This window comes from Streptomyces sp. NPDC048441, from assembly GCF_043200235.1.
Lineage (GTDB): Bacteria > Actinomycetota > Actinomycetes > Streptomycetales > Streptomycetaceae > Streptomyces.
Map to the genome: position 1 here is coordinate 13,015 of NZ_JBICXM010000005.1, position 25,320 is coordinate 38,334.

Consider the following 25,320-nt stretch of genomic DNA (forward strand, 5'->3'; position numbering starts at 1 on the left):
CTCCCGGGGTGTGCGGCAGGGCGCTAACTTGGTGAGGCAGGCCCGAGGCGGTCTGTTCCGTCCCGCTCTGAGGGGGCCGCCCCGCGTGAGCGTCATCGGCAAGTCGGTGAGTACGACCAGCACGGTCCTCGTGGTCGACGACGTGGCCGCTAGCAGGTATGCCCTGAGCGCGGTTCTCCGCAGGGACGGACACCGGGTCCTGCTCGCCGCGAATGCGAGCGAGGCCCTCGTCGAACTCGACGTACGGATGCGTGCGGGGGACCTGCCCGATGTGGCGCTCGTCGACGTCGGCCTGCCCGACATGAGCGGCTACGAACTCTGCCGCCGCATGAAGCAGTCGCCCCCCATCGCCGCCCTGCCCGTCGTCCACTTCTCGGCGGCGGCGCGCGCCCCCGCCGACCGGTGCAAGGGGCTCGACGCGGGCGGCGAGTCCTATCTGACGGTGCCCGCCGAACCTGAGGAGATCCAGGCGGTCGTCCGGGCCGCGGCACGCGGGGCACGCTGCCGCGCGGATGCCCAACTCCGGGTGGATCAGCTCGCGTTGCTTGCCGAGACGATCCTCGAGGTGCAGTCCGCGCGCTGCCTCGGCGAGCTGGCCGAAGCGGCGGCGGTGGGCACGGCACGCCTGACCGGCGGTCCCGCCGCCGTGTTCGTACTCGGCGAGGACGGCGAGATCCACCGGGGGCTCTCCCGGCGCCGGACCGCCGCCTCGCTGCCGGACGCCGGGACGCACGAGGCGGTGGCCCGGCTGATGCGGCGTGTCATGGCGGGGCGCACGGGGGTGCGCCGCAGGGTCGTGCCCGCGCCGCTGTGGCCGCCGGGGTTCTTCCGTCCGGCGGGGTCCTTCCGTTCGTCGGGGTCCGCCGGACAGTGGTGCGACAGGACGCCGGAGGACGCCGAGCTCGTCGTGGCCGGGCTGCGCGAGGGCCGCATGTTGGTGTGCCTCACGACGCCCGCGGGCCAGGAGGAGATCCCCCGTGAACCGGGCGACCTCGTGGCCCGGCTCGCCCAGGCCACCGCACTCGCCGCGGAGCCGCTGCTGATGTACGAAGAAGAACGCCACGTCGCTCTGACCCTCCAACGCAGCTTCCTGCCGCAGCGGATGCCGGAACTGCCCGGCGCGGAAGTCGTCGTACGCTACGAACCGGCCTCCCGGCACGCGGAGATCGGCGGCGATTTCTACGCGGCGCTCCCGACGCCCGCCGGTGTCCTCACCGGGATCGGCGATGTCGTCGGGCACTCGCTCGACGCGGCCACCGTGATGGTCGAGATCCGGCACGCACTGCGCGCGTACTGCGTCGAGGACCCGGGACCCGGCGCGCTCGCGCGGCGCATCGACCGGATGCTCCAGCGCTACCACCCGGAGGTGACGGCCACGATGTGCCTGAGCCTCGTCGACCCCGGCACCGGGCTCACGCGCATCGCCAACGCCGGACACATCCCGCCCCTCGTGGTGCGGGACGAGGGGACGGCCGCGTACGTCGACGCGCGAGGACCGCTGCTCGGGCTCGGCCTGGACCGGCCCCCTCCCACGGAGGTGACCCTCGCGCCCACGGACCGGCTCCTGATGGTGACGGACGGGCTCATCGAGACGCGGGGGACCGACCTGGCGGTGTCGATGGAGCAGCTGCGCCGGGCGGCGGAGCGGTCGCCGCTGGGTGTCACGGCCCTCTGCGACACGCTCCTCGCGTGCTTCGGCCGTGAACGCGAGGACGACATCGCGCTGCTCGCGCTGCGCCGCCGCTGAAAAAGAATCCCTCCGCACACACCTGTACCGGCTCCTTACTCATCAGTACATTGACAGCATGTCTAATACGCCGAGCCGGGCGGCCGAGCCCGTCGCGTCCGAGCACATAGCGCTCAAGGCACGCAACGTCTCCTTCTCCTGGGAGAACACCCCGCTGCACTGGGTGCCGGGCGACCCCTTCGCCACGCACACGATCAACGTCCTCCATCTGCTGCTGCCCGCGGGCGAGCGGTGGTTCGTCCATGTGTACAAGCAGGTGCTTCCGTACATACGAGACGAGCGGCTCCGCGAGGACGTGATCGGCTTCATCGGTCAGGAGGCCATGCACGCACAGGCCCACGACGAGGTCCTGCCCCACCTCAAGGATCTCGGCCTCGACCCCACGCCCTACACCGCCCAGGTCGACTGGCTCTTCGAGAAGATGCTCGGCGACAGGACGCTGCCACCGGGCAAGGCCCGCAAGTGGTGGCTGATGGAGCGCGTCGCGATGATCGCGGCCATCGAGCACTACACCGCCTTCCTCGGCAACTGGGTCCTGAACGCGGACGAGCTCGACCGCAGGGGCGCCGACCCGACGATGCTGGATCTGCTGCGCTGGCACGGCGCGGAAGAGGTCGAGCACCGCTCCGTCGCCTTCGACCTCTTCATGCACGTCGACGGCAGCTACCGCCGCCGCGCCCGCACCTGGGCGACGGCCTTCACCGCCCTGGTCTTCCTCTGGCAGCGCGGCGCGCGCTTCTTCATGGAGAACGACCCGACGCTGACCGGCGGCAAGGCATCCTTCAAGGACTTCTACCAGGGCGGCAAGAAGGGCACGCTGCCCACCACGCAGGACATGATCCGCTCCATCCCCCGCTACTTGAGCCGCGCCTATCACCCCTCCCAGGAGGGCAGCACCGCACAGGCCGTGGCCTACCTCTCCTCGTCCCCGGCGGCCACCGCCGCCGAAGCCGCGACGGGCCCGCACCCGCTGCCCGCACCGAAGGGAGCGCGCTGACATGCCCCGCATCCGCACCGTCCTGCTCGTCGCGGGCGCGGCCGTGCTCGCCAAGCGGGCCATGCGCCGCCGCATCGACGCCTCCCCGCTGTGGCCGCTGCCGACCCTCGAAGAGCCCGTATCCGGCCGCCCCCGCTCTCGCGCGCTACGCCTCCTCATCACCCGGCGCGAGACGGTCGCCGAAGGGGTCGTACAACTGCGCCTCGAGGGCGAGAACCTGCCCGCCTGGCAGCCGGGCGCCCACCTGGATCTGGTCCTGCCGTCAGGGCTCGTCCGCCAGTACTCGCTGTGCGGGGACCCGGAGGACACCTCCTCGTACACCGTCGCGACCCGCCTCATCGGCGCGGAGCAGGGTGGCCGCGGCGGTTCGCGCGAGGTGCACGAGCAGCTTCAGGAGGGGGCGGAGATCGAGGTGCGCGGCCCGCGCAACCGCTTCCCGCTGGCCGAAGCCGATGCCTACGTCTTCATCGCGGGCGGCATCGGCATCACCCCGATCCTCCCCATGCTGCGGGCAGTTGAGGCATCGGGACAGGACTGGCGACTGCTGTACGGGGGCCGCTCCCGCGCCTCCATGCCGTTCCTGGAGGACGTGGAGAAACTGGCGGGTGCTGTGGCGGGCCGGGTCACGGTCGTCGCCGACGACGAGGGCGACCGCCCGGACCTCGCGTCCTTCCTCCACGATCTCCCGGCCACCACCGCGGTCCACGTCTGCGGCCCGGAAGGGCTGATGGAGGCGGTGGCGGCGACGCTGCCCGCGGATGCCGACCTGCACCTGGAGCGATTCACGCCCCGCACCTCCACCGACGGCAACGGCCCCTTCGAGGTGGAGCTGCGCCGCAGTGGCCGGACCATCGACGTGCCCGCCGACACCACCGTCCTGTCCGCGGTGCGCGCGGAGCTGCCCAACACCGCGTTCTCCTGCGAGCAGGGATTCTGCGGTACGTGCCAACAGCGGGTCCTGGAAGGGGAGATCGACCACCGGGACGAGCTGCTCACGGACGGGGAGCGCGCCGACTCGATGCTGATCTGCGTATCGAGGGCGAGCGGTGACCGAATCGTCCTCGACATGTGAGGCACGGGACGGAGGCACGGGACGGGAGATGTGAACGGTCGGGGTGGACCGGCCCCTTGGACGGCCGGATCTGCTCGGTAAGGTGTTCGCATGACTACCGGGGTGCGCCGCAGGATGGGTGTCGAGGAGCGGCGGCAGCAGTTGATCGGGGTCGCGCTCGACCTGTTCAGCCACCGCTCGCCCGACGATGTGTCCATCGACGAGATAGCAGCGGCCGCGGGCATCTCGCGCCCGCTGGTCTACCACTACTTCCCAGGCAAACTCAGCCTGTACGAAGCGGCGTTGCAGCGGGCGGCCGACGACCTGTCCGAGCGCTTCGTGGAACCGAAGGAAGGCCCGCTGGGCGCGCGGCTGCTTCGCGTGATGGGCCGCTTCCTGGACTTCGTGGACGGCCACGGTCCCGGTTTCTCCGCGCTGATGCGGGGCGGGCCCGCGGTCGGCTCGTCCACGACCAACGCCATGATCGACTCTGTGCGCCAGGAGGCGTACGTCCAGATCCTCACGCACCTGGGCATCACGGACCCGCCCGCGAGGCTTGAGCTCGTGGTCCGCTCCTGGATCTCCCTTGCCGAGTCCACCGCACTCATCTGGCTCGACGGCCGCCGCATCCCGCGCGTCGAGCTCGAGCTGCAACTGGTCCACGACTTCGCGGCGCTCGCCGCGGTGAGCGCCGCGTACGACGAGGAGATGGCGGCGATCCTGCGCCGCATCCTCGCCGAGGAACCCCCGGAGGGCCCCTTCGGCGAACTGATCACCCGCCTCATCGCCCTGGCCCCGCAGGAGCCGAGCCGTTGACCCACCGCCTCGCTGACGAACGGGACATCCCCACCCTCGTCGCGCTCTACGAAGGCGCCGCGCGCTGGATGCAGGACCGGGGGATCGACCAGTGGAAGCCGGGCGAGAAGGGCGAGGCGCACTTCCGTGGGCGGATCGCATCGGACGAGGTCTGGCTCGCGTACGACGGCGAGAGCGTCGCCGGGGCGTACGAGGTGTGGTGGGCGGACGAGCCCGCCTGGGGCGTGCAGCCACCCGTCGCCGGCTACGTGCACCGCCTGATGACGAGCCGCGGCGCCCCGCCCGGAACGGGCCGCGCGCTGCTTGCCCACGCCGAGCGCCGGATCGCGGAGGCGGGCCGGGAGCGTTGCCGCCTGGACTGCGTGTCGTCCAACCCGCGGCTGCGGGAGTACTACGAGGCGGTGGGCTATGCGGTGGTGGGGGAGCTGCCGGGGAAGGTGGCGGCGGACGGGAGTACGTACGGAGTGATGCTCCTGGAGAAGGAGCTGAAGGGGTTGAAGGAGCTGAGAGGGGCATAGCCGGGGGCTCAACGCAGCGTCGGCACCTTCGTGCCGTCGGCCAGACGTCCCGTGAGCCCGGTGCGCGCGTCCCGCTTCGTAGGGACGGCCAGTGTGTTGCCGGTGGAAGGGACGCCTCCCGACATCGCCACCGAGACAACCCCCCTGCTTCCGCCGCCGAGCAGATACCAGTTCCCGCCCCGCGACTTCCACCGCACTCCCGCGAGCACCAGTGGCTTCCGCGGCCCGCAGGCCGCGGAGTCCTCCGCCTTCGCCGCGACGGCGGCAGCCCCCGCCGCCTTGAACTGCGCGAGCACCCGGCTTCCGGGGCCGCGCCAGGTGTCGGCCCGCGTGCACAGCCATGCCGCCGGGCCGTTCGCCTCGGGGAGCACCTGACGTGCGTACTGCCAGGAGTTCACGGACCGCACTCCGTTCGACCGCGCTGCGGTCAGCGAGCACGCGGTCCCGGACCAGTCCGCCGCGGTCGCCTCGCGCGGGGCCTGCGGGCGGCCCGCGGTCAGGTGGGCGGGGACGAGCTCGCCGAGGTCGGACGAGAGACGGTTCACGCCCGCGTCGTCCCGCAGTTGCAGGGTGTTCCAGGACGTGCACGCGCGGGCCTGCGCCGGACTGGCGAACGGCGCCGTGACACCGTCCCCGTCCCGCTTTACGGGGGTGGCGCCGGCGCCCGGCTTCAGCAGGTCCCGCAGCGAGACACCGCCCACCCAGGGCGCGGTCAGATAGCGCACATTGCCGTCGACCCGGTTCACCACCACGGCACCCGCCTCGGCGCTCGTCGCGCCGTCCACGCGCGCGAAGTCGAGGGCGGCCCCGCTGGTGCCGTCCTTCGGTTCGGCGTACCGCACCACGCGCAGACCGTCGTAGAGCAGGACGACCCGTGCCGCGTCGACCTCGCCCGCGAAGAGGAGCTGGGCGGGTCCTGGCGGCGCACCTGCCGCGGTGCCGGGCGTGGCGGAGACCTGCACCGACTCGCCGGGCCTCGCCCAGACGGCGAGGGCCCGCCGCAGCAGCGCCTCGTCACCGACGAGGCCACCCCTGGCGGGCCACACGGAGAAGTCGGTCCTCGCGGACTGCTTCCACGCGGCGGGGGCGGCCCTCGTCAACTGCCCCGGATCCAGCGCGGCCTGCCCCGCCGGGTTCTTCGCGTAGGGCGGTGCGGCGGCCCCGTCCGGGTTCCACCCGCCGCCCGGAAGACCGAGCAGTGCCCCGCACACCAAGGCGGCCGCGAGCGCGACACCGGCGGCCTTCATGTGCTGCCTGCGCCGCATCAGATCGGTGGGCCTCGCCTGCAGTGAGCAGGGGTCGAACTCGGGTGACTGGAGGAGCTTGTACGACGCGCCGACGCCGTCGGCCTCCGCGAGCGCGGCCGCCGGATCCTCGACGCCCGTGGCGGCGAGCACGTTGCGTACGTCGCTGTCGGTGAGCCGCTCGAGGCCGCGCAGCACGTACGCCGCACGGGCGGGCCCCGAGAGTGCCGAGAGGCCCTGATCCAGGGCGAGTTCGTCGGCACCCCCCGACCTGGGGAAGAGCCGGAGCCCCCACACCTGCGGAAGCAGCGGCGGCAGCTGGGACCGCTTGGGCCAGGCCCTCCACCGCAGCGGAAGCCCGGCGTCGAGGGCTGTGCCGATGACCCGGAGCCGCATGTACGCGTACCCGGGGTCGCCGCTACGCCCGTCCCCGCCCCGCTGCACCGGAATGACCTCGGACTCGCCCGACCTGCGGCTGCGGGGCAGCGCACGCTGGGTGAGCGCGTGGGCGGTCAGGACCCGCCGGTTGCGCCCGAGGCTGGGCGGCAGGACCAGATAGGCGAGCCGCACCAGACGCGGGTAGTGCTCGACGAGGGCGGCTTCGGCCTGCTCGACATCGACGACGCCGGAGAGATCCTGGGACGGGGAGGGTGACTTCACATTCGACGACACGTTCAGCAAAACGAGCGAATCGTCAGATGGTCACCTCTCCGCTCGTCACCTCTCCACGAGCTCCCGCGCATAGTTGCCCATGGACCTCTGGTATCGCGGCAGATGGGGCGCCAGGGCGCCCAGAACCAGGGCGAGACCTTCCCGCTCCCGGCCAAGACCGGCCAAGCACAGAGCCAGGGTCGCGCGAATGGCATCATCCAACTCGTCGTGCGGGGCGTCCAGTTCGGGTGTAAGGAGCGCGACGCCGTCCTCGGGCCGCCCGATGTTCCGGAGCGAACTGGACAGTTGGATCACGGTCCGCCGCCGCCGGTACCCGTCGAGCCCCTTCTCCAGGGCTTCTTGATAAAGGGGCACGGCCCGATCGGAGTGCCCTGTGGAGTCAAACGCACAGGCCTGCTCGAAGGGCGCGATGGGACTGCCGTCGGGCAACTCACCGACCAGTTTGTCGATGACGTCGCGGAAGTCCCCGGCGTGGGCCTCGTCGTATCCGTCGAACGAGGCCCAGGCCTGGGCCAACCGCCGCTCCCAGTCACGATCCATATCCATGGCCACAGCTTCGCATGACGAAGGCGCATGAGCAGGGCGTTCGCACCCTCTTCCTGATCACCCCGCAGTCGGCGGCGCGCCCCCGCCCCCAAGACGCACCCGGTACCGCACCCGGTACCGCACCCGGTACCGGGACCGCCCGCTCAGTCAACCCTCCACCCGCTGAACTCCACCGTCCCGTGCCCCCCACCACCCCCATTGGTCGCACTCATGAACAGCCCCACATCCTGCGCGGCCGCCACCCCCGGCACACTCACACTCGCCACCACCCGCCAACTCTCCCCGCCGTCCGTGGAGCACGCCCCGGTGACCACGTCCCCCGCCCGCCCCAACCGCAGCAGCACCGGCGCCTTGATCCCCGTGATCCGCTTGTAGGTGTCCAGCGTCCCGTCGCCGTTCGTGTCGTACGAGAGCACCACCCCGTTCGCCGGAGTGACCGCGAGGTCGACGAACCCCCGCGACCCCGCCACCCCCATCGCGTTGCGGGCGATGAGGCCCGCCCTCGCCCAAGGCCCCGTCACCGCCTGGGAGTCCACCCGTACCGTCACAGAGACCCCGTCCCGCAACGCGCCATCGCGGTACAGCGCGCCGAACTCCGTCGTGCCCTTCCACAGGTCCGCGCCCGCCCCGTCGATCGCGTAACGCCCCTCCAACTCACCGAAGACAGCCGCACTGTTGGTGTACGTCTTCCATCCCGCACCCAGCGGCCCCGCCTCGAACAGCTGGTCCTCGTGGACGGAGCTGACCCGTTCCTCGCCCTCCGGCCCGTACCGCACTGAGATCTTGTAGGGAAGCGCCCGCAACGGCCGGTCCAGCGGTGTCCCCGGCGCGTTCACCCGCCACGCCACCTTTCCCGTGCCCGCGGGAGCGACCCGGGGCAGGGACACAGGCCCGGAGGGCTCCGCGTCGACCCCGCTCAACTCGAAGTCGACACGCCCCGTGCCCCGCAGCCCGTTGACGTTGCGGAAGACGGCCTCCACGCGCGCGTGCCCGCCGGGCGGCAGCGCCGGCGGCTCCGCGGCCACCTCCAACGCCCCCTGGTAGGGCGCGCGGGCCAGCACGTCACGCACCCGCGAGGCGGTCCGATACGGATCGCCGACGCCCCGCAGGGGATAGTCCTTGCGCTCCCGTGTCCACGGCTCTTCCACCGCGAACCAGTCGACCGCACGCGGCTCCCGCCCAGCGGCCAGCGCGTCGGCCAGCTCATCGAGCCACTTCTGCCACCGAGGCACGTAGAAGTCGGCCATCAGACCGGCCCATTCACGGTTCCCGTACTCGTGCAGGTTCCCGGCGTCGGAGGTCGCCCGACCGCCCCACACCGTGATCAGTACCTTGGCGGTCCGCTCGAACTCGGCACGCTCCGCATCGTTCGTCCCCATCCGCCGGGCCGAAGCCACCCAAGGGCCGAGCAGAAACGCCGAGTTGGTGCCCGCCACCTCCTCCGACAGGCGCATCAGACGGAGCCACAACGTCGACAGGGCACGGAAGGCGGCCTCGTCCTTCCGCCCGTACGCGGCCCGAAGCTGCGGCAGCAGCTGCCGGCTCCGATGAGCCAGGGCCTGCCGGGCCACGTCCACCAGGTCGTACCGGTAGGCGGCGCTGCGCCGCAGCCCGCCACGGACCCCGAGGAGCCCCGAGAGTGCCGCGTCGAACCGCCCCGGGTCGTACGTCAGCGCACGCGGCGCGTACTCGGCGGCACGGTTCGCCGCCAGGTCGGGCCGGGCCGCGAAAAGGGAGTCGTGCGGGTCGCTCCGCTCGACCGCGGTATGCCGATAGGCGGTGTCGGACAGCGCGTCCCACGCCCCCCGCGCATCGGCATCCCGCCCGCCGTACCGGAACCCGGCATAGCCACCGAACCACGCCCCCAGGTCGAACTTCCCCTTGACCCACGCCAGTTCGGAGAAGAGCTCGAAGGCCGCCGGATCACGGTCCGTCGCCTCCGGCATGAACGCCGTACCCGCGAGCGCGCTCCCCTCCTTGTCCCGCCACGCGAAGAACTTCTCGTTCCACACATGGGTCCGCGCGCCGATGGTCGTACGCCCTCCGAAGTTCGGGATGGTCCCGAACGCGTACGGAGTCCCGCCCCAGTCCTTCTCGCGATTGGTGACGCTCGTGTAGCGGTCGGAGACCCCGTCCACGATCAGCATCCGCCGCCGGTCGATCGCGTCGAGCAGCGCGGGCAGCGGATTGGCCTCCCAGCCGAGGATCACCCAGGTCGCGCCGGGGCGGGCCTTGCGCAGGGCCGCCTCGACACCGCGGGCCGCGTCCGGCACCGGGACGTCGCCCGCGGTGCCGCCCTCGTGCAGCAGGTCCATCTTGAAGTGCTCGGCGGCACCGAAGAGCTCTTCCTGGTGCCGGTAGAAGGACGCGGCGACCTTCGCGAAGGACGCGGTCCGCGGGTCGAGCCAGTCGGGCCGCTTGAACCCGTGCCAGTTCCCCTGCGGGACGACCCGCGCGTCCCCGCCGTTACGCGCGACGAAGCCGTCCGGGACATGGCCGTAGTAACCGGGGAGCACCGGCGCCATCCCGAGCTCGCGCAGCCGGTCCACGATCTTGCGGCCCAACTCGGCTCGCTGGGCGATGAGTTCGGGCGACAGTGGGCCGCCGTAACCCGACAGATTCTGCAGCAGCCACCACGCCTGGTGCGTCGGCGCGGGCAGCCACGCGCGCGCCTCGGTGTCGCTGTAGCCGAAGTCCTTGAGCACCCGGTGGTAGACGGCCTCGGCGCCCGCGATCACCAGGACCTCGTTGCAGCCGTGCAGCGCGAGTACGTCGATCATGCGCTCCCAGTACGCCCAGTCGGCGTGCGGCGCGGTGTACCCGTCGTTCGTGTCGTTCAGGGCGAACCGGTGCGGCAGCGCGGTGGACCGCTCCAGCGCCCGTGACGGCGCGGGCAGTCTCCGCGGCAGGTCCAACTGGCTGCCGTTCCAGGCGATATGGGCCCCGCAGACGTACTTCAGATACCAGTGGACGCCGGTGAGCAGTACGGCTGGAGTCGTACCGGACACGTCGATCCGTCCCGTCGTGCCCGTCACCCGGAAACGGTCCACGCCGCCCTCGGCGGGCGTGAGTCTGAGACGGAACTGTTCCGCGTGATGCGGCAGGAGTCTGTTGAGTGCTGAGCGCGCGGAATCCGTATCGAAGGCGGAGGCGGGGCCACCGGCGGTCCCTTCGGCGGCATGGGACGGAACCGCCACCCCGCCGACGGCGGCACTGAGGCCGATGGCCCCGGCGGTGCCGAGCACGGAACGTCGGGACGGATCGGACATGTGTACCCCCTGGGTCGATTGGTGCGGCGCACGGTATCCGTGCGACGGCCCACGCTCAACGGTGCATACGGAGATGGCGAGTTCACCTCGCCTGAAGGGACTGATGGGATCGATGGGACTGATGGGACGATGAGGACAGCGCGGAAGACGCTTATGGGCATGGGTACGGCGGGAGTGCTGCTGACGCTGACGCTGACTCTGGTGGCATGTGGCTCGGACGGCGACGACGCACCGCCGGACACGGCGAGCGGCAGCCTGGAGCAGCTGGCGGCCACGGCGAAGTGCGAGCCCGACATCCAGACGGACGCGGCCGAACTACGGCAGGCCACCTGCGATAAAGGTGCCCGCCGTTACGTCCTCGTAACCTTCGCGACCGCTCGTGGCCAGGCCGAATGGCTGGACGAGGCGAACGACTACGGCGGCACGTACCTCATCGGCAAGAAGTGGGTCGCGGTCGGCGACGGCAAGGTGGTCACGCGGCTGCGCGGCCGGCTCGGCGGGACGGTGGAGAAGTCCTCACACCACTCGGGGAGTAGCGGTGGTGGGGATCACGAGGACGGAAGCCCGGGGCACTCGGGCCACTCCGGTCACCACACGAGCTGACCGCGCAGCGGTACGGGGGTCAGCGCGACAGTTGTTCGGATCGACTCAATTGCAGCGCTGACCACTGTTGATGCATTTGGCCACGCGCTGCATCAACTTGTCGTCGAAGGCATTGATGAAGTCACCGTGATCGGTGACCGGTTTGTGCAGTTGCTCGGGGAACGAGTCCACGGCGAATCCAGGGCCCGGCGGCACGTCGTACACGATGCGCTGCACCAGCTGCGGAATGGCCTTGAACCCTTGCGGGCAGGCGCCGCTCTTGGGGTCGGCGAAGGCCACGTGCGTACGGTGATTGGCGCTGTCGGTGTTCTGACCGTCCCAGCAGCTCTGGAATTTGAAGGACCGGACGACCTGGCTGCCTTCGGGGCAGATCGGATATTTGTCCTTCAGCTGGCGGTCCTCGAAGCCGGTGCAGCTCCAGGACGCGTTGGCGTTCGCGTCACCATTGGTGAGCGCCTTGGCGTCACCGGTGATGATGCGCAGGAAGCGCGGCATCGCGACGACCTTGCTCGTCGCGTTCCCGGCGAATTTCAGCGTGACGGAACTCGGGGTCTGGATCTTGCCGACATTCTGGTCCTTGCCGCCGCCGTCCGCGCCGGCGTCGTTCTCGTTCTCTCCGTTCTGAAGCCTCAGGACCGGCCAGTAATAGGTCGACTTGTCCCCTTGGTTCTGGCACGTGGTGTCGCCGTTCGCGAGATCTTCATCGCTGGAGAAGGCGTCCGTGGCCTGATTTCCTACATAGTCGTGCATATGGTGAGCGCCATTGCTCACGCCGGGCGCGGCGATGACATTGTCCGGATTGAACTTGCCGTTCTCGTTCGTCCCGCATTTCGTGGTGAAGGTTCCGCGCGATGCGCCGCGCTGCTTTCCGGGCCGGTTGACGTTGGGCTGTACGGAGTTGATGTCGACGAAGTCGCCCGCCTCGGGACCATTGCCGTTCTGCTGGTCCGGCGGCTGCTCTGCGCCGTCACCGGGCGGCTGCTGCTGGTCGCCGCCGTCCTGCGGGGGCTGCTCCTGGCCGTCGTCCCCGCCCTGCGGAGGCTGCTGCCCGGCCGAGTCGTCGGCCCGCATGGTGCACGGCGCCATGCCGTCGATCCCCTGGGGCGGCTGACCTCCCGCCTGGTCGATCGAGGAGCCGATGCCCTCGATGGTCGGCCGCCGCTGCTCCTCGAGGGGGCCGAGCACCGCCTCGGCCTGGTCGGTGTCCTTGGAGTCGGCGAACTTCTCGTACGCGGCGGTGATCTGGGTGTCCAGCTCCGCGAGCCGCCGGTCGACGTCCGCGCGGGCACCGTCCGGCACGTCCGACAGCTGGGTGCCGACGTCCGGGCAGCTGATGGTCGCCATCCCCGGCCAGCCGCCCTGCTCGCCGGACTGGGTCTGGGCGGGCGGCGAGCCGTTGCTTTCCTCGGCGTTCGCGTAGACATTCACCGCGACCATTCCGCCGCCGCCCAGGATGAGTGCCGCCGATGCGGCGATCGCGCGCCCGGCGAGTTGTGATCGTTTTCGTGATGTGCGTCGTGGTGTGCGTCCCATGGGACTACGTACGCAACAGGAGTCGGCCCCGTTCAATCACGCACGGAATTGCTCGGCGATCGCAGTGGCGATCTTCCCCGGAATGACCTCAACGCCCTTGATCCAGATAAGCGAGTACGGCAAGAACCCGCCGGTTGTCGTCGTCCGATACCGAAAGGTCCAGTTTCCCGAAGATATTGGAGGTGTGCTTGGCGATCGCCCGTTCCGTGACGACGAGTTCTCCGGCGATCGCCGCGTTCGACCGCCCCTGCGCCATGAGTTCGAGCACCTCGCGCTCGCGCGGCGTCAGTTTGCCCAGCGGCTGGTCCGCCGAGCGCCGCGACAGGAGCTGCTGGATCACCTGCGGGTCCATCGCGGTGCCGCCCGAGGCGACCCGGCGTACGGCGTCGATGAACTGGTCGGCGTCGAAGACCCGGTCCTTCAGGAGATAGCCGACCCCGCCGTTCCCGTCGGCGAGCAGCTCGCGCGCGTACAGCTGCTCCACGTGCTGGGAGAGCACGAGAACGGGCAGGCCGGGCCGGGCCCGCCGCGCGGCGAGCGCGCATTGCAGCCCCTCGTCCGTGTGGGACGGCGGAAGCCGGACATCGACCACGGCGATGTCCGGCTCCAACTCGGCCAGGGCCTTGGTGAGTTCGGGCCCGGTCTCGACAGCGGCGGCGATCTCGAAGTCGAATGCCTCCAGCATCCGGACCAGACCGTCACGCAGCAGGAAGAGATCTTCGGCTAGGACAACTCGCAAGGGATCTCCATGGTCACCATGGTCGGGCCGCCCGCGGGACTGCTGACGGCCAGTACGCCGTCGAATGTACCGAGTCGGCGTTCGATCCCGCTCAGTCCCGACCCCGCCCCGATGGACGCGCCGCCCTTGCCGTTGTCGGTGACCGAGATCCGCAGCATTCCGTCCGCATGGTGCATGTCGACCCAGACGCGGTCGGCGCCCGCGTGCTTGATGGTGTTCGTCAGGGCCTCGCTGACCGCGAAGTACGCGGCCGACTCCACGGGCTCATCGGCCCGGCCGAACAGTTCCACATCGACCTCGCTCTCCACGGGAAGCCGCAGCGCCAGGGCCTTCACCGCGTCACCGAGGCCGCGCTCGGCGAGCACCGGCGGGTGGATGCCGCGGACCAGGTCGCGCAGTTCGGTCAGCGCCTCGCCGGAGTTCTGCCGGGCCCTGCCGATCAGCTCCTTGGCCTTCGCCGGGTCCTTCTCGATCATTGCCTCGATGGTGCCGAGGTCCATGCCCATGGCGACGAGGCGGGCCTGCGCGCCGTCGTGCAGATCCCGCTCGATGCGGCGCAGTTCGGCGGCCGAGGAGTCCACGGCGTCGTGCCGCGTCTCGGTCAACCGGTCGACGCGCTGGGTGAGTTCACGCTCCCGCATGGAGACGGTGGGCGCGAGGAGGGACCGGGTGAGGAGGAAGTGGCCGCGCAGGATGGAGGGGTTGGCGAAGAGGCCGGTGATGCCGAGCGCGGTGCCGAGCAGGGCGGCCATGTTGGCGCTGCTCTGCGAGGTGACGTGGATGAAGCCGAACCAGTCGCCGCCGCCCGCGTCGACGATCGGCCGCCAGACGCCGAGTGCGAGGACATAGCCGTACAGCATGTAGAGCGGCAGCGCGGGCGCGAAGATCACCGTGATGAAGCCCGCGGTCATGTCGACAAGGAGCCACTGGAGGTCACGCCAGGTCGCCGGGTCCTTCAGCATCAGCGAGGTGCGCTCCACCTGGCCGGTGACGCCGCCGCGCAGGTCCGCGGGGAAGGGGCGGTAGGGGGTGGGAATGCGTACGTCCGACCAGGCGGCGGCCTGGGCGCGGCGCAGGTCGGCCCACTTGCGTACGCCGGTCAGGACCACCGGAGTCGTGAAGACACCGATGCCGAGCAGGATGAAGGCGATCGAGAGGACCGACAGCACAAAGAGAGTGATCGAACCGGCGAGCGTGACGATCGCCAGGTAGAGCCCACGGGCTCCCGCGATCACGGATGCACGAACCCTCGTCATTTTCTGATCCCCATCTCTTCCAGCGGCATGGACCCATTCTCGCCGCCGGGAGCGGCGGTGGTCATTGGGTTCCGCACCCGAGCAGGGGTGTACCTGACGACACCCCCGTACCTCTCCTTCTGCTTCAGGCGGTGGGTGTCTCGGCGGCTGGGTGCGCGGGCCGCGGATTTCTAGCGTTGTCCCCGTCAACAACCGGCTTATCCGAAGCTTACTTATGGGGGCGAAACGCCATGGACGCCATGAGGCCGAACCTCGCGGCTCGACTCGGTGTGTGGAGCGCACACCATCGCAAGACAGCCATCCTCGGCTGGCTGCTCTTCGTCGTGCTCGCCACGACCATCGGCGGGGCCTCGGGCATGGTCACCGCGTCCGACGACGAGATGGGGGTCGGCGACTCGGGCAGGGCCGCGTCGATCCTCAAGGACGCGGGCGTCGAAGAACCCGCGGGCGAGCTCGTCATGGTCAGCTCCAAGACCGCGGACGGCTGGCGGGGCGCGGCCGGCGACCTCTCCAAGGCGCTGACCGCGACCGGCGACACACGGGAGATCCAGGCGCCGCTGCCCTCGAAGGACGGCAAGGACGCACTGCTCCGCTTCGAGATGAAGGGCGCGTCCGACGACGCCGCCGACCGCGTGCAACCGGTGCTCGACGCGGTACAGAAGGTGAAGGACAAGGGCGCCCAACAGGGCATCTCCGTCTACCAGTTCGGTGACGCCAGCTCCGAGAAGCAGCTCGGCGACCTGCTCTCGGACGACCTCACCAAGGCCGAGTTCACCGCGGTGCCGCTCGCGCTCGGCATTCTCCTGGTCGCCTTCGGTGCCGTGGTCGCGGCGCTGCTCCCGGTCGGTCTCGCGCTGACCGCGTGCGTGGGCGCCTTCGGCCTGCTCTCCCTGGCCAGTCACCAACTGCACCTGTTCGAGACGACGTACTCGGTGATGTTCCTGATGGGGCTCGCGGTCGGCGTCGACTACTGCCTCTTCTACCTGCGGCGCGAGCGGGACGAGCGGGCGGCGGGACACGACGCCGAGACCGCGCTCCGGATCGCGGCGGCCACCAGTGGTCGTGCCGTGCTTGTCTCCGGCCTGACGGTGATGGTCGCGATGGCGGGCATGTTCCTCTCCGGCCTGCTGCTCTTCAAGGGCTTCGCGGTCGCCACGATCCTGGTGGTGTGCGTGGCCATGCTGGGCTCGGTGACGGTGCTTCCCGCGCTGCTCTCCGCACTCGGCGACCGGATCAACGCAGGGCGGATCCCGTTCCTCAACCGCAAGAACAAGAAGGGCGCGCACGCCAGCGGCGGCATCGCGGGCAAGCTCCTGCACCCCGTCCTGGCCAAGCCGAAGTTCTTCGCCATCGGCGCGACGGTCCTGCTCCTCGCCCTCGCCGCGCCCGCGCTCGGCATGAAGACCGAACAGCTGGGCCTGGAGAAGCAGTTCGGCTCCGACGCCCCGCTCTCGGTCTCCTTCCGGAAGATCACCGACGAGTTCCCCGGCGGCCCCGCCCCGGCCCAGGTGGTCGTCAAGGCGGACGACATCGAGTCGAAGCAGGTGCGGGACGCGCTGGCCGCCGTGGTGCGGGACGCGGGGAAGGGCGCCGAACTCACCGTTCACAGGGGCGCGGGCGTGGCCGAGATCGACATACCGCTGCCCGGTGACGGCAGTGGCGCGGAGTCGAAGAAGGCGCTCGGCGAACTGCGGGACGACGTGGTCCCCGCGGCCTTCGCGGACGTGGACGCCGATGCGTACGTGGGCGGTGACCTGGCCTCGTCCGAGGACTTCAGCGACCAGCTCGGCAAGGGCATCGTGCCGGTGTTCGCCTTCATCGCGGCGGTGACGTTCCTGCTCATGCTGTTCAGCTTCCGCTCGGTGGTGATCGCGGTGACGTCCATCGCGCTCAACCTCCTCTCGGTGGGCGCGGCATACGGCGTGATGACCGCGGTCTTCCAGCACGGCTGGGGTGCGGAGCTGATCGGCTCGGAGAAGGTGGGGGCGGTCGAGAACTGGATGCCGCTGTTCGTGCTGGTGGTCCTGTTCGGCCTGTCGATGGACTACCACGTGTTCGTGGTCTCACGGATCCGTGAGGCGCGGGACCGCGGCCTGGACAACCGCGCGGCGATCCGTGAGGGCATCACACGGACCGCGGGTGCGGTGACCGGGGCGGCCGTGATCATGGTGGCGGTCTTCGGAGTCTTCGGCACGCTGTCCATGCAGGACATGCAGCAGATGGGGGTCGGCCTGGGCGTGGCGGTCCTGCTCGACGCGACGGTCGTACGGATGGTGCTGCTTCCGTCCCTGATGACGCTGCTCGGTGAGCGGAACTGGCGTACGCCGAGGGGGCTTTCCTGGCTGCCGCGGATTTCGCACAGCGAGGGGCCGGTGTCGGGGGCGGCAGTCGATGCGGGGCGTCCGGTTCCCTCGGGCAAGGTGTAAGCACTCCGATGCACCTGCGGGGCGCCGGACGGGCTGTTCATAGCCCGTCCGGCGTTTGAGGACGAACTCGGCGAAGCCGGTGATCGACGGTGCGCCCGAGCCGGCGGAGCCGGGGATTCCGGGAAGGGGCGGGATCGGGGAAAGGAAACTACGCCCCCACCACCTTCGCCTCCTTCTCCGGGGCAAGCCCCACCACCGGCCGGTCCGGCCGCTGCGGAGCCACCCCGCCGATGGACCGGAGCCAGGCCCACGTATCAGCGACCGTCTCCGCAACCGGCCGCGCCCGGAGCCCCGCGGCCACCGCCTTCTCCGTCGAGGACTGGTGCATGGTCTCGTGCAGCTCACCCGGCGGGAGCCACACGGGGAGCTCCATCCACGGCTCGATACCGTGCTCGGCGATCACCGAGGGTTCGGTCCACCGCAGCTCCACATCGGCCGACCCCGCCACGGCCACGCACGCCTCAAGGAACTCCCCCATCGTGGTGTGCGCGATGGGGGAGACGACGTTGTACGCCCCATGCAGCCCCGCGAAGGCCGCATCGAGGACCCACTCCGCGAGGTCCCGCGCGTCGATGTACTGGAGATCCAACTCCCTCGGCCCCGGGGCCAGTACGGGACCGCCACGGGCGACCCGGCGCAGCCACCACGGCAGCCGCCCGATGTTCTCGTAAGGGCCGAGAATCAGCCCCGCACGGGCGAGCACCGTGCGCTCTGCCCCGAACTCCGCCACCGCTGCAAGCTCCCCGCCCCGCTTGTCCTCGGCGTACGCCACCGCGTCCGCGTCGGGATCTCCCTCGACCAAGGGGTAGCTCTCGTCCGAACCCGCCGCTCCCGGATACCGGTACACCGAGCAGCTCGACACATACACGTACCGCCCGGCCCGCCCCGCGAGCAGCCGCGCCGCTTCCCGTACGACATGCGGCGCCCCCGACCAGGTGTCGACGACGACGTCCCACTCCCCGTCGAGGGCGGCGGCGAGCGCGTCCAGGCCGCCCTCGGCCGTACGGTCACCGAGCAGCGACACCGCACCCGCGGGCGCCTCATGACGCCCGCGATGGAAGACCGTCACCTCCCAGCCACGCGCGAGCGCCGCCTCGACGACGGCCCGCCCCACGAACTCCGTACCACCCAGCATCAGAAGTCTCATGCCGACGACTCTGCACGCACCGCCCGGCGGGGGGAACCGGGTTCTGCTAGCGGCAGAGCCCGGCCCCACCCGGGAACCCGGAGGTCAGCGGGACGCCGGCGGTGCGTACTTGTAGCCCACCCGCCGCACCGTCTGGATCGTCTGCCGGTGCTCGGCCCCCAGCTTGCGCCGCAGCCGTGCGATGTGGACGTCGACGGTGCGCCCGTCGCCCACGTGGCCGTACCCCCACACCGTGGTCACCAACTGGTCGCGAGTGTGCACCCGGTGGGGGTGGGCGACGAGATGCGCGAGCAGCTCGAACTCCAGGTAGGTGAGGTCGAGCCCACGGCCGTCGACCTGCGCCGCACGCTGCACGGTGTCGATCCACACGGGTCCCGCGGAAGCCTGCTCGCGGCCGGTCGGCTGAAGGGGCTCGGGCTCGGCGGTGACGGGCTCCTGCCCGGCCGGTACGAGCACCAGGTAGCCGATCATCGGCGGCTGGCCCGGCAGCGTCGGCAGCGTGTGCTGGGGCGCGGGCAGCCAGGTCGCGCCCGGCGGCAGGAAGTCGGTGATCTGCGCCACCTCGTCCGGCGCGACGGCCCGCAGGCGGCCCCGGGCGGGGCTGGGGCTGGGCAGCGGCGTGGCGGTTGCGGTGGCGGTGGATGCCGAGAAGGAACGGGAGTTCGCCATGAAGGTCAGCTCTTTCGCGCGGAGGAGTCGTCGAGGACGTACGTCGTGCGCGTCAGGCGAAGGCCGGGTGAACGGCTTTAGCGGGCCTGCGCGTTCGTCGCGCGGCAACACACCCGGTCGAAGTCATGGTGCTGACGGGAAGGCCAGAACGGCTCGAGGTCGTGGTGACGACCTGTCGCGGTGTTCCCGTAGCTGCCCATGCCCCCATTGAAGCAGATGGGAGGGGCGGTGGTCGTTCCCTCTCGCACGCTGATACGCCTCCTTGGTGAACCCTTGGCGTGAATTCGCCCTTCCCGGCCGCTATGCCGAAGGGGGCGCCCACCGATTCGGCGGGCGCCCCCTTCAGGAACGTACGAGATCACATCAGAAACGTACGGGTTCAGACCTGACCGGCCTTCTCCAGGGCGGTGCAGCACGTGTCGACAAGGAGACGTGTCACGACGTACGGGTCGACGTTCGCGTTCGGGCGGCGGTCCTCGATGTAGCCCTTCTGCTCCACCTCGACCTGCCACGGGATGCGGACGGACGCGCCGCGGTCGGAGACGCCGTACTTGTACTCGTCCCACGGGGCGGTCTCGTGCAGGCCGGTCAGACGGTCGTCGATGCCCGCGCCGTAGTTCTTGACGTGGTCGAGCGGCTTCGAGCCCTCGCCGAGGGACTCGCAGGCGGTGATGATCGGCGCGTAGCCCTCGCGCATCGCCCGCGTCGAGAAGTTCGTGTGCGCGCCCGCGCCGTTCCAGTCGCCCTTCACCGGCTTCGGGTCGAGCGTGGCCGACACCTTGAAGTCCTCGGCGGTGCGGTAGAGCAGCCAGCGGGCGATCCACAGCTGGTCGGAGACCAGGAGCGGCGCGAGCGGGCCGACCTGGAACTCCCACTGTCCGGGCATGACCTCGGCGTTGATGCCGGAGATGCCGAGGCCCGCCTTGAGGCAGTTCTCCAGGTGCGCCTCGACGACGTCACGGCCGAATATCTCGTCAGCGCCGACGCCGCAGTAGTAGCCGCCCTGCGCGGCGGGGAAACCGCCGACGGGGAAGCCGAGCGGGCGGTCGCCCTCGAAGAACGTGTACTCCTGCTCGATGCCGAAGATCGGCTCCTGCGAGCCGAACCGCTCCTCGATCTCGGCGAGCGCGGCACGGGTGTTGGACTCGTGCGGCGTCATGTCCGTGTTGAGGACCTCGCACAGCACGAGTACGTCGTCGCCGCCGCGGATCGGGTCGGGGCAGGTGAAGACCGGCTTGAGTACGCGGTCGGATGCGTGACCCTTGGCCTGGTTGGTGCTGGATCCGTCGAAGCCCCAGGTGGGGAGCTCCGCGCCGTCCGTCATGATCTTCGTCTTCGAACGGAGCTTGGCGGTCGGCGCGGTGCCGTCGATCCAGATGTACTCAGCCTTGAAGGTCACGGGGTCCATCCTTAAAACGCTCGGTACGGCGCAGAACGTGCGGGTGCTGCGGTGCCGTGGTGATGCCGGGGAGCATGTCAACGGGCGATTTCCCGTCCATTGCTCGAATGTGAACCCCGTGTTACCTGCGGTGGATGTGGCTCACGTCACGCACATGCCCCGCTCGTCACTTGATGACCGCGTTGGCCGCCGCGATCAGCAGGCCGATGGCGGCGTCCGCGACGCCGAGCAGCACGGCCGAGCGCCGCCGGTAGCCCGCCCTGAGCGCGGCGAAGGTGCCCCAGCCGAGGAGCAGGGCCGCGTTCAGGAGGAGCACGGTGCAGGTGACGGGCGGCTCGGACCAGCCGAAGGCACCGGCGAGCAGGAGGAGCCCCACAGCGGGCCAGCAGGCGACCACCACCGGCCACTCGTCCATGAGTTCCCGGACCAGTTGCCGCCACCGGTGCAGGCCCGATCCCGGCCGGTGTGTGGACATGTGGTGGGCGTAGCCGTGCGCGAGGGCGGCCGTGCCCGCGGTCACCATGATCCAGGCCGCGTCGTAGTACGGCGTGTAGACCTGCGCCTCCGAGTGCAGCGCCGCGATCAGCGCGCTCGCGAGGATCGTGCCGTATACGCCCTTGGACATCAGGTCCCGCACGGTGCACTCCTTTCCGTTCCCCGGAGCCGTCGTCCGGCCGGCGGTGTGGAGTGCTCAACGCTATGGAGGTATATGTAACGATTTGACAGAGGTTGCTCATCGTTCGGCGGTCATCTGTGCCGCGCTCGGCAGGCGGTCATCTGTGCCGCGCTCGGCAGGCGGTCGTCGGCTCGCTAACGGGACAGCGCGTCCCGTACCGCGTCCTCCGTGCGCGCCACCACGGCCGTGCCGTCGTCGGCGGTGATGATCGGCCGCTGGATGAGCTTGGGGTGTTCGGCGAGCGCCTTGATCCAGCGGTCGCGGCCCGAGGCGTCGCGCGGCCAGGCCTCGCCGTCCTTCAGGTTCAGCTCCTTGGCTGCCGCCTCCTGGGTCCGTGTGATGTCCCAGGGCTCGAGGCCGAGCCGCCCGAGCACGGCACGGATCTCGTCCTCGGACGGGACGTCGTCCAGGTAGCGCCGGACGGTGTAGTCGGCGCCCTCCGCGTCGAGCAGCGTGAGCGCGCCACGGCACTTCGAGCAGGCGGGATTGATCCAGATCTCCATGCCCCACAGGCTACCCGCGACGCCCCGGAGAACCCACCCGTCACACCCCCTCAAAGGCCGTCTGGCCAGCGGCGATTGTCAGTGCCCGGCAGTAGAATTGAAGCAGTGTTCGAGGGTTCCCGACGGGGGGTCCTGACCGCGACAGGAGGATGCCTGTGCCCGCTGCCGCACTTACTTCGAAGTCGTCCAAGCCATCGAATTCGTCCAAGTCATCGACGTCGAAGCGCAACGCTTCGCGGACCGTGCTGATCGACCTGACGTACGCACCACTGGAGAAGAGGCCGCTCCCGGCCGGACGGCCGCGTGAGTGGTACGTCATGCACAACCGGCGCCTGAAGGCCATGCGCCTGGCGATAGCCCTGCTCGACTCGGGCGTCTACATGCCCAACCAAGCGAACAACACCAGGATTCGGAGCATGGCGGAGGACGTGGGAATCCATCCGCCGTCGGACATCACCTGCCATATGGTGCGCGCGCTGATGCGGTACAGCCGCTGAGGCGTTGCGCGGACGCGTGCGGGTGGGCGCCCTCTGGGTTCCCGCCCGCACGCGTGGTTCATGCGTGGTTCATGCTGACCGCATGACTCAGCCGGAATCCGCCCCTTCCCGTCCGGAGCCCGTCGAGGAGCTGCCGCTGCTCGTCACCGCTCAACTCCCGGACGGCGCGCGGTTTCCCATCCGTGCGCTGCGTACGCTTGACGGCGCGTCGGCGGACCCCGCGCCCGCCGTCCTGATCCTCCCCGCCATGGGCACCCCCGCCCGCTACTACCGTGCCTTCGCGCGTCAGTTGCACGCCGAGGGGCTTACCGCCGTCACCGTCGACCTGCGCGGGCAGGGGGAGAGCACCCCGCGGGTGACGGACGCCGACGCCGTGGACCACGGCTACCGCACGATCGTGGAGCAGGACCTCGTGGCGGTCGTCGACGCGATACGTGCCGAACTGGGCCCGGAGCCCCCGCTGTTCCTCCTCGGCCACAGCCTGGGCGGCCAACTGGGTCTCGTCCACGCGGCGTTGGGCATCGGGCCCGGCGTGGACGGGGTCGTGCTGGTGGCCTCCGGTTCCGTCTGGTTCGGCGCGTACGGGCGCCTGCGCGGGCCCTTGCTGCTCCTCGGCGAGCTGTTCGCCGCTGCGACGGCGACGCTGCTCGGCCGGTGGCCCGGCGTGCGGTTCGGCTTCGGCGGCAACCAGCCCAAGGGGGTCATCCGCGACTGGGCGCGCCAGGGGCGTACGGGCCGCTACTCCGCGAAGGGCTCCGCCCACGACTACGAGTCCGCCCTGCACACCCTCGACCTGCCGGTCCTCGCGATCTCCGTCGAGGGTGACACCTTGGCCCCCGCGTCCGCGCTCGACCACCTGGTCGGCAAGGTGCCGCAGGCCCGCGTCACGCGCCGTGACTACACCGGCCAGGAGGCGGGCCGCGGGCTCGACCATTTCGCCTGGACGCGGGCGGGCGGTGCGCTGGCCAAAAAGGTGGCGGCATGGGCGGCGCCCGGCGGGAGCTGAGCCACGGCTCATGGCGGCACGGGTCACCCGTTCGCCGTATCCGGCATGCGTACGCGCCCGTGGCGGCATTGGCTGCTGCTGAGAGGAGGCTGTTGCCGAGAGCTGCCGACGGAGAGGGGAGTGGGGCGATGATGGCTTCGGTCGCGCGCGTGCGGGTGGTCGGGGCGGCTTGCGCGGGGGAGCGGCGGGATCGGTGGTCCTTGCGGGCGGTGCGGGTGAGGGGATGGCTCCATGGCCGCGCCGGCTGATCGCGCTGCTTCGGCTGATCGCGCCGCTCAGGTCGACCGCGCGATATCGGGCCCGCCGGCCTGCTCTTGGTCGGCCTGCTCGCGGCCGGTCCGTTCACGGCCGGTCCGCTCTTGGTCGGCCTGCTCTTGGTCGGTCCACTCACGGCCGGTCCGCTCACGGCCGGTCCGCTCACGGCCGGTCCGCTCGCGGTCGGCTAGCTTGCGGTCGGTCCGCTCTTGGTCGGTCTGCTCATGGTCGGTCCGTTCACGGCCGGTCCGCTCACGGTCGGCCAGTTCGCGGTCGGTCCGCTCTTGGTCGGCCTGCTCGCGGCCGGTCCACCCGCGGTCGGCCTGCTCGCGGTCGGACCGCTCGCAGGCGGGCTGCTTCTCGTGCGTGGTGTGGGCGGCGGGGGAGGGGGCATGAGCATCCCCGCGGCCGAGCGTGCCCGGCAGGGCAAGGCGGCTCGTAAGCGTGCCTCCCGTTCCTCGCACGGTGCCTGGATACCCGCGGCCGATCGCCCCGACCCGGTGGCCGTCCTCGAACGGCAGGGCGCGGACCGCGTCCAGGAGCTCCTGCCCATCCGCTACGCCCGGATGTCCGCATCCCCCTTCGCCTTCCTGCGCGGTGCCGCCGCCGTCATGGCGGGTGACATCGCCGCCCAGTGGCACTCCGGCCTGACGGTCCAACTCTGCGGCGACGCCCACCTGTTGAACTTCGGCCTGTTCGCCTCCCCGGAGCGGGCCCTGCTCTTCGACCTCAACGACTTCGACGAGACCTGCCCAGGACCCTTCGAGTGGGACGTCAAACGCCTGGCCGCCAGCATCGCCGTCGCGTCCCGCGACAACGGCCACCCGGAGAGCGGCACGCGCGATGCGTGCCTCGCGGCGGTGGCGGCGTACCGCACGTCGATGAGGCGTCTGGCGGGGCTCGGTGAACTCGCGGTCTGGTACGAACGCACCGACGCCCACGCCCTGTTGCCCCTCATCGACTCCGCGCGCACACGCGAGCGCGTGACGACGACCCTCGACAAGGCCCGCCGCCGCACGAACATGCAGGCGCTCGGGAAGCTGACGGAAGAGGTGGACGGCGTCCGCCGCATCATCCACGACCCGCCACTCATCGAACCGGCGGCCACCCCCGACCTGGCGGCCGTGCGCAAGATATTCGGCGACTACCGTTCCACGCTCTCCGAGGAGCGCCGACTCCTCCTGGACCGTTACCACTTCGTGGACGCGGCGCGGAAGGTGGTGGGGGTGGGCAGCGTCGGCACCCGCTGCTACATCGTGCTCCTCGTCGGTCGCGACGCCGACGACCCGCTCTTCCTCCAGATCAAGGAGGCGGTCCGCTCGGTTCTCGAGGAACACCTTCCGGCGGGCCCGTACGTCCACCCGGGTCACCGCGTGGTCTCGGGCCAGCGGCTGCTCCAGGCGGCGGGCGACATCTTCCTGGGCTGGATGACGGGACCCCAGGGCCGCGCCTTCTACTGGCGTCAGCTGCGGGACATGAAGGGCTCGGCGGACGTGGAGAGCATGTCCGCCAAGGAACTCCGCTCCTACGCCAAGATCTGCGGCACGGCCCTGGCGCGGGCCCACGCCCGCTCAGGCGACCGCATAGCGATAGCGGCGTACTTGGGCGGCTCGGACACGTTCGACCGGGCGATAGCGGACTTCGCGCTGCGCTATGCGGCGCAGAACGCGGAAGACCACGCGGCACTGACCGAGGCGATCACCTCCGGCGTGGTGAGCGCCGCCGGTCCACAAGACGCCGGTGCCTAAGGC

At 70.6% G+C, this 25,320-nt stretch carries 22 protein-coding genes; 10 read left to right on the plus strand and 12 right to left on the minus strand.

The annotated features are described in order from the left end of the window. Positions 1–85 precede the first annotated feature (85 nt). The 5 genes from ACGFSB_RS13740 to ACGFSB_RS13760 all read left to right on the plus strand — a co-directional run bounded on the left by ACGFSB_RS13740 (position 86) and on the right by ACGFSB_RS13760 (position 5,129). Positions 86–1,747, plus strand: coding sequence for a SpoIIE family protein phosphatase (locus ACGFSB_RS13740; RefSeq protein ID WP_393398116.1), 1,662 nt, complete (start codon positions 86–88; stop codon positions 1,745–1,747). Positions 1,748–1,805: 58 nt separating this feature from the next. After that, positions 1,806–2,744, plus strand: a complete 939-nt coding sequence (locus ACGFSB_RS13745; RefSeq protein WP_393398118.1) for a metal-dependent hydrolase — start codon at positions 1,806–1,808, stop codon at positions 2,742–2,744. Between the two features lies 1 nt (position 2,745). Then, positions 2,746–3,816 carry a PDR/VanB family oxidoreductase gene (locus ACGFSB_RS13750; RefSeq protein ID WP_393398120.1) on the plus strand — a complete coding sequence of 357 codons (1,071 nt, stop codon included), beginning with the start codon at positions 2,746–2,748 and terminating at the stop codon, positions 3,814–3,816. A 90-nt stretch (positions 3,817–3,906) separates the two neighbouring features. Beyond that, positions 3,907–4,611 (plus strand): TetR/AcrR family transcriptional regulator, encoded by a 705-nt coding sequence (locus tag ACGFSB_RS13755; protein WP_393398122.1) that lies wholly within the window; start codon positions 3,907–3,909, stop codon positions 4,609–4,611. Beyond that, positions 4,608–5,129, plus strand: coding sequence for a GNAT family N-acetyltransferase (locus ACGFSB_RS13760; protein WP_393398124.1), 522 nt, complete (start codon positions 4,608–4,610; stop codon positions 5,127–5,129). The genes ACGFSB_RS13755 and ACGFSB_RS13760 overlap by 4 nt, the downstream gene beginning before the upstream one ends. 8 nt (positions 5,130–5,137) lie before the next feature. Here ACGFSB_RS13760 and ACGFSB_RS13765 read toward each other — a convergent pair whose 3' ends face one another. The 3 genes from ACGFSB_RS13765 to ACGFSB_RS13775 form a co-directional block, all read right to left on the minus strand. Next, positions 5,138–7,033, minus strand: coding sequence for a hypothetical protein (locus ACGFSB_RS13765; RefSeq protein ID WP_393398126.1), 1,896 nt, complete (start codon positions 7,031–7,033; stop codon positions 5,138–5,140). 57 nt (positions 7,034–7,090) lie between these two features. Beyond that, entirely contained in the window at positions 7,091–7,585 is a 495-nt protein-coding gene (locus ACGFSB_RS13770) for a tetratricopeptide repeat protein (RefSeq protein ID WP_393399009.1), read from the minus strand. Between the two features lie 149 nt (positions 7,586–7,734). Beyond that, complete coding sequence (locus ACGFSB_RS13775; RefSeq protein ID WP_393398128.1) at positions 7,735–10,860, minus strand: alpha-N-acetylglucosaminidase TIM-barrel domain-containing protein; 3,126 nt, start codon at positions 10,858–10,860, stop codon at positions 7,735–7,737. Between the two features lie 159 nt (positions 10,861–11,019). Here ACGFSB_RS13775 and ACGFSB_RS13780 point away from each other — a divergent pair, with 159 nt between their 5' ends. After that, on the plus strand, positions 11,020–11,463 hold the full coding sequence (locus tag ACGFSB_RS13780) for a hypothetical protein (protein WP_393398130.1): 444 nt from the start codon (positions 11,020–11,022) through the stop codon (positions 11,461–11,463). A gap of 45 nt (positions 11,464–11,508) precedes the next feature. Here ACGFSB_RS13780 and ACGFSB_RS13785 read toward each other — a convergent pair whose 3' ends face one another. The 3 genes from ACGFSB_RS13785 to ACGFSB_RS13795 form a co-directional block, all read right to left on the minus strand. Further along, positions 11,509–12,996, minus strand: coding sequence for a DUF1996 domain-containing protein (locus ACGFSB_RS13785; protein WP_393398132.1), 1,488 nt, complete (start codon positions 12,994–12,996; stop codon positions 11,509–11,511). A gap of 88 nt (positions 12,997–13,084) precedes the next feature. Continuing rightward, a complete protein-coding gene (locus tag ACGFSB_RS13790) occupies positions 13,085–13,735 on the minus strand; it encodes a LuxR C-terminal-related transcriptional regulator (RefSeq protein WP_393398134.1) in 651 nt (216 codons plus the stop codon). Continuing rightward, a complete protein-coding gene (locus tag ACGFSB_RS13795; protein ID WP_393398136.1) occupies positions 13,720–14,991 on the minus strand; it encodes a sensor histidine kinase in 1,272 nt (423 codons plus the stop codon). The genes ACGFSB_RS13790 and ACGFSB_RS13795 overlap by 16 nt, the downstream gene beginning before the upstream one ends. Positions 14,992–15,230: 239 nt before the next feature. Between ACGFSB_RS13795 and ACGFSB_RS13800 the strand changes: the two genes are divergently transcribed. Next, positions 15,231–17,417: an MMPL family transporter gene (locus tag ACGFSB_RS13800; protein ID WP_393399011.1), complete on the plus strand. Its 2,187-nt coding sequence runs from the start codon at positions 15,231–15,233 to the stop codon at positions 17,415–17,417. A 148-nt stretch (positions 17,418–17,565) separates the two neighbouring features. On the opposite strand, the gene ACGFSB_RS13805 is transcribed toward ACGFSB_RS13800, so the two are convergent. The 5 genes from ACGFSB_RS13805 to ACGFSB_RS13825 all read right to left on the minus strand — a co-directional run bounded on the left by ACGFSB_RS13805 (position 17,566) and on the right by ACGFSB_RS13825 (position 21,811). Next, positions 17,566–18,564, minus strand: coding sequence for an NAD-dependent epimerase/dehydratase family protein (locus ACGFSB_RS13805; protein ID WP_393398138.1), 999 nt, complete (start codon positions 18,562–18,564; stop codon positions 17,566–17,568). A gap of 84 nt (positions 18,565–18,648) precedes the next feature. Further along, positions 18,649–19,233, minus strand: coding sequence for a winged helix-turn-helix domain-containing protein (locus ACGFSB_RS13810; RefSeq protein ID WP_393398140.1), 585 nt, complete (start codon positions 19,231–19,233; stop codon positions 18,649–18,651). A 379-nt stretch (positions 19,234–19,612) separates the two neighbouring features. Next, entirely contained in the window at positions 19,613–20,632 is a 1,020-nt protein-coding gene (gene glnII, locus ACGFSB_RS13815) for a glutamine synthetase (protein ID WP_393398142.1), read from the minus strand. Between the two features lie 166 nt (positions 20,633–20,798). Continuing rightward, on the minus strand, positions 20,799–21,269 hold the full coding sequence (locus ACGFSB_RS13820; RefSeq protein ID WP_393398144.1) for a hypothetical protein: 471 nt from the start codon (positions 21,267–21,269) through the stop codon (positions 20,799–20,801). 173 nt (positions 21,270–21,442) lie between these two features. Further along, positions 21,443–21,811 (minus strand): arsenate reductase family protein, encoded by a 369-nt coding sequence (locus tag ACGFSB_RS13825; protein ID WP_393398146.1) that lies wholly within the window; start codon positions 21,809–21,811, stop codon positions 21,443–21,445. A 155-nt stretch (positions 21,812–21,966) separates the two neighbouring features. Here ACGFSB_RS13825 and ACGFSB_RS13830 point away from each other — a divergent pair, with 155 nt between their 5' ends. Together ACGFSB_RS13830 and ACGFSB_RS13835 are read left to right on the plus strand one after the other, a co-directional pair. Continuing rightward, a complete protein-coding gene (locus ACGFSB_RS13830; RefSeq protein ID WP_393398148.1) occupies positions 21,967–22,308 on the plus strand; it encodes a hypothetical protein in 342 nt (113 codons plus the stop codon). Between the two features lie 82 nt (positions 22,309–22,390). Continuing rightward, positions 22,391–23,314, plus strand: a complete 924-nt coding sequence (locus ACGFSB_RS13835; RefSeq protein ID WP_393398150.1) for an alpha/beta fold hydrolase — start codon at positions 22,391–22,393, stop codon at positions 23,312–23,314. Positions 23,315–23,589: 275 nt separating this feature from the next. On the opposite strand, the gene ACGFSB_RS13840 is transcribed toward ACGFSB_RS13835, so the two are convergent. Further along, positions 23,590–24,033 carry a hypothetical protein gene (locus tag ACGFSB_RS13840; RefSeq protein ID WP_393398152.1) on the minus strand — a complete coding sequence of 148 codons (444 nt, stop codon included), beginning with the start codon at positions 24,031–24,033 and terminating at the stop codon, positions 23,590–23,592. Here ACGFSB_RS13840 and ACGFSB_RS13845 point away from each other — a divergent pair. Further along, positions 23,962–25,317 (plus strand): DUF2252 domain-containing protein, encoded by a 1,356-nt coding sequence (locus ACGFSB_RS13845; protein WP_393398154.1) that lies wholly within the window; start codon positions 23,962–23,964, stop codon positions 25,315–25,317. The two genes, ACGFSB_RS13840 and ACGFSB_RS13845, sit on opposite strands and share 72 nt — an antisense overlap. Positions 25,318–25,320 lie beyond the last annotated feature (3 nt).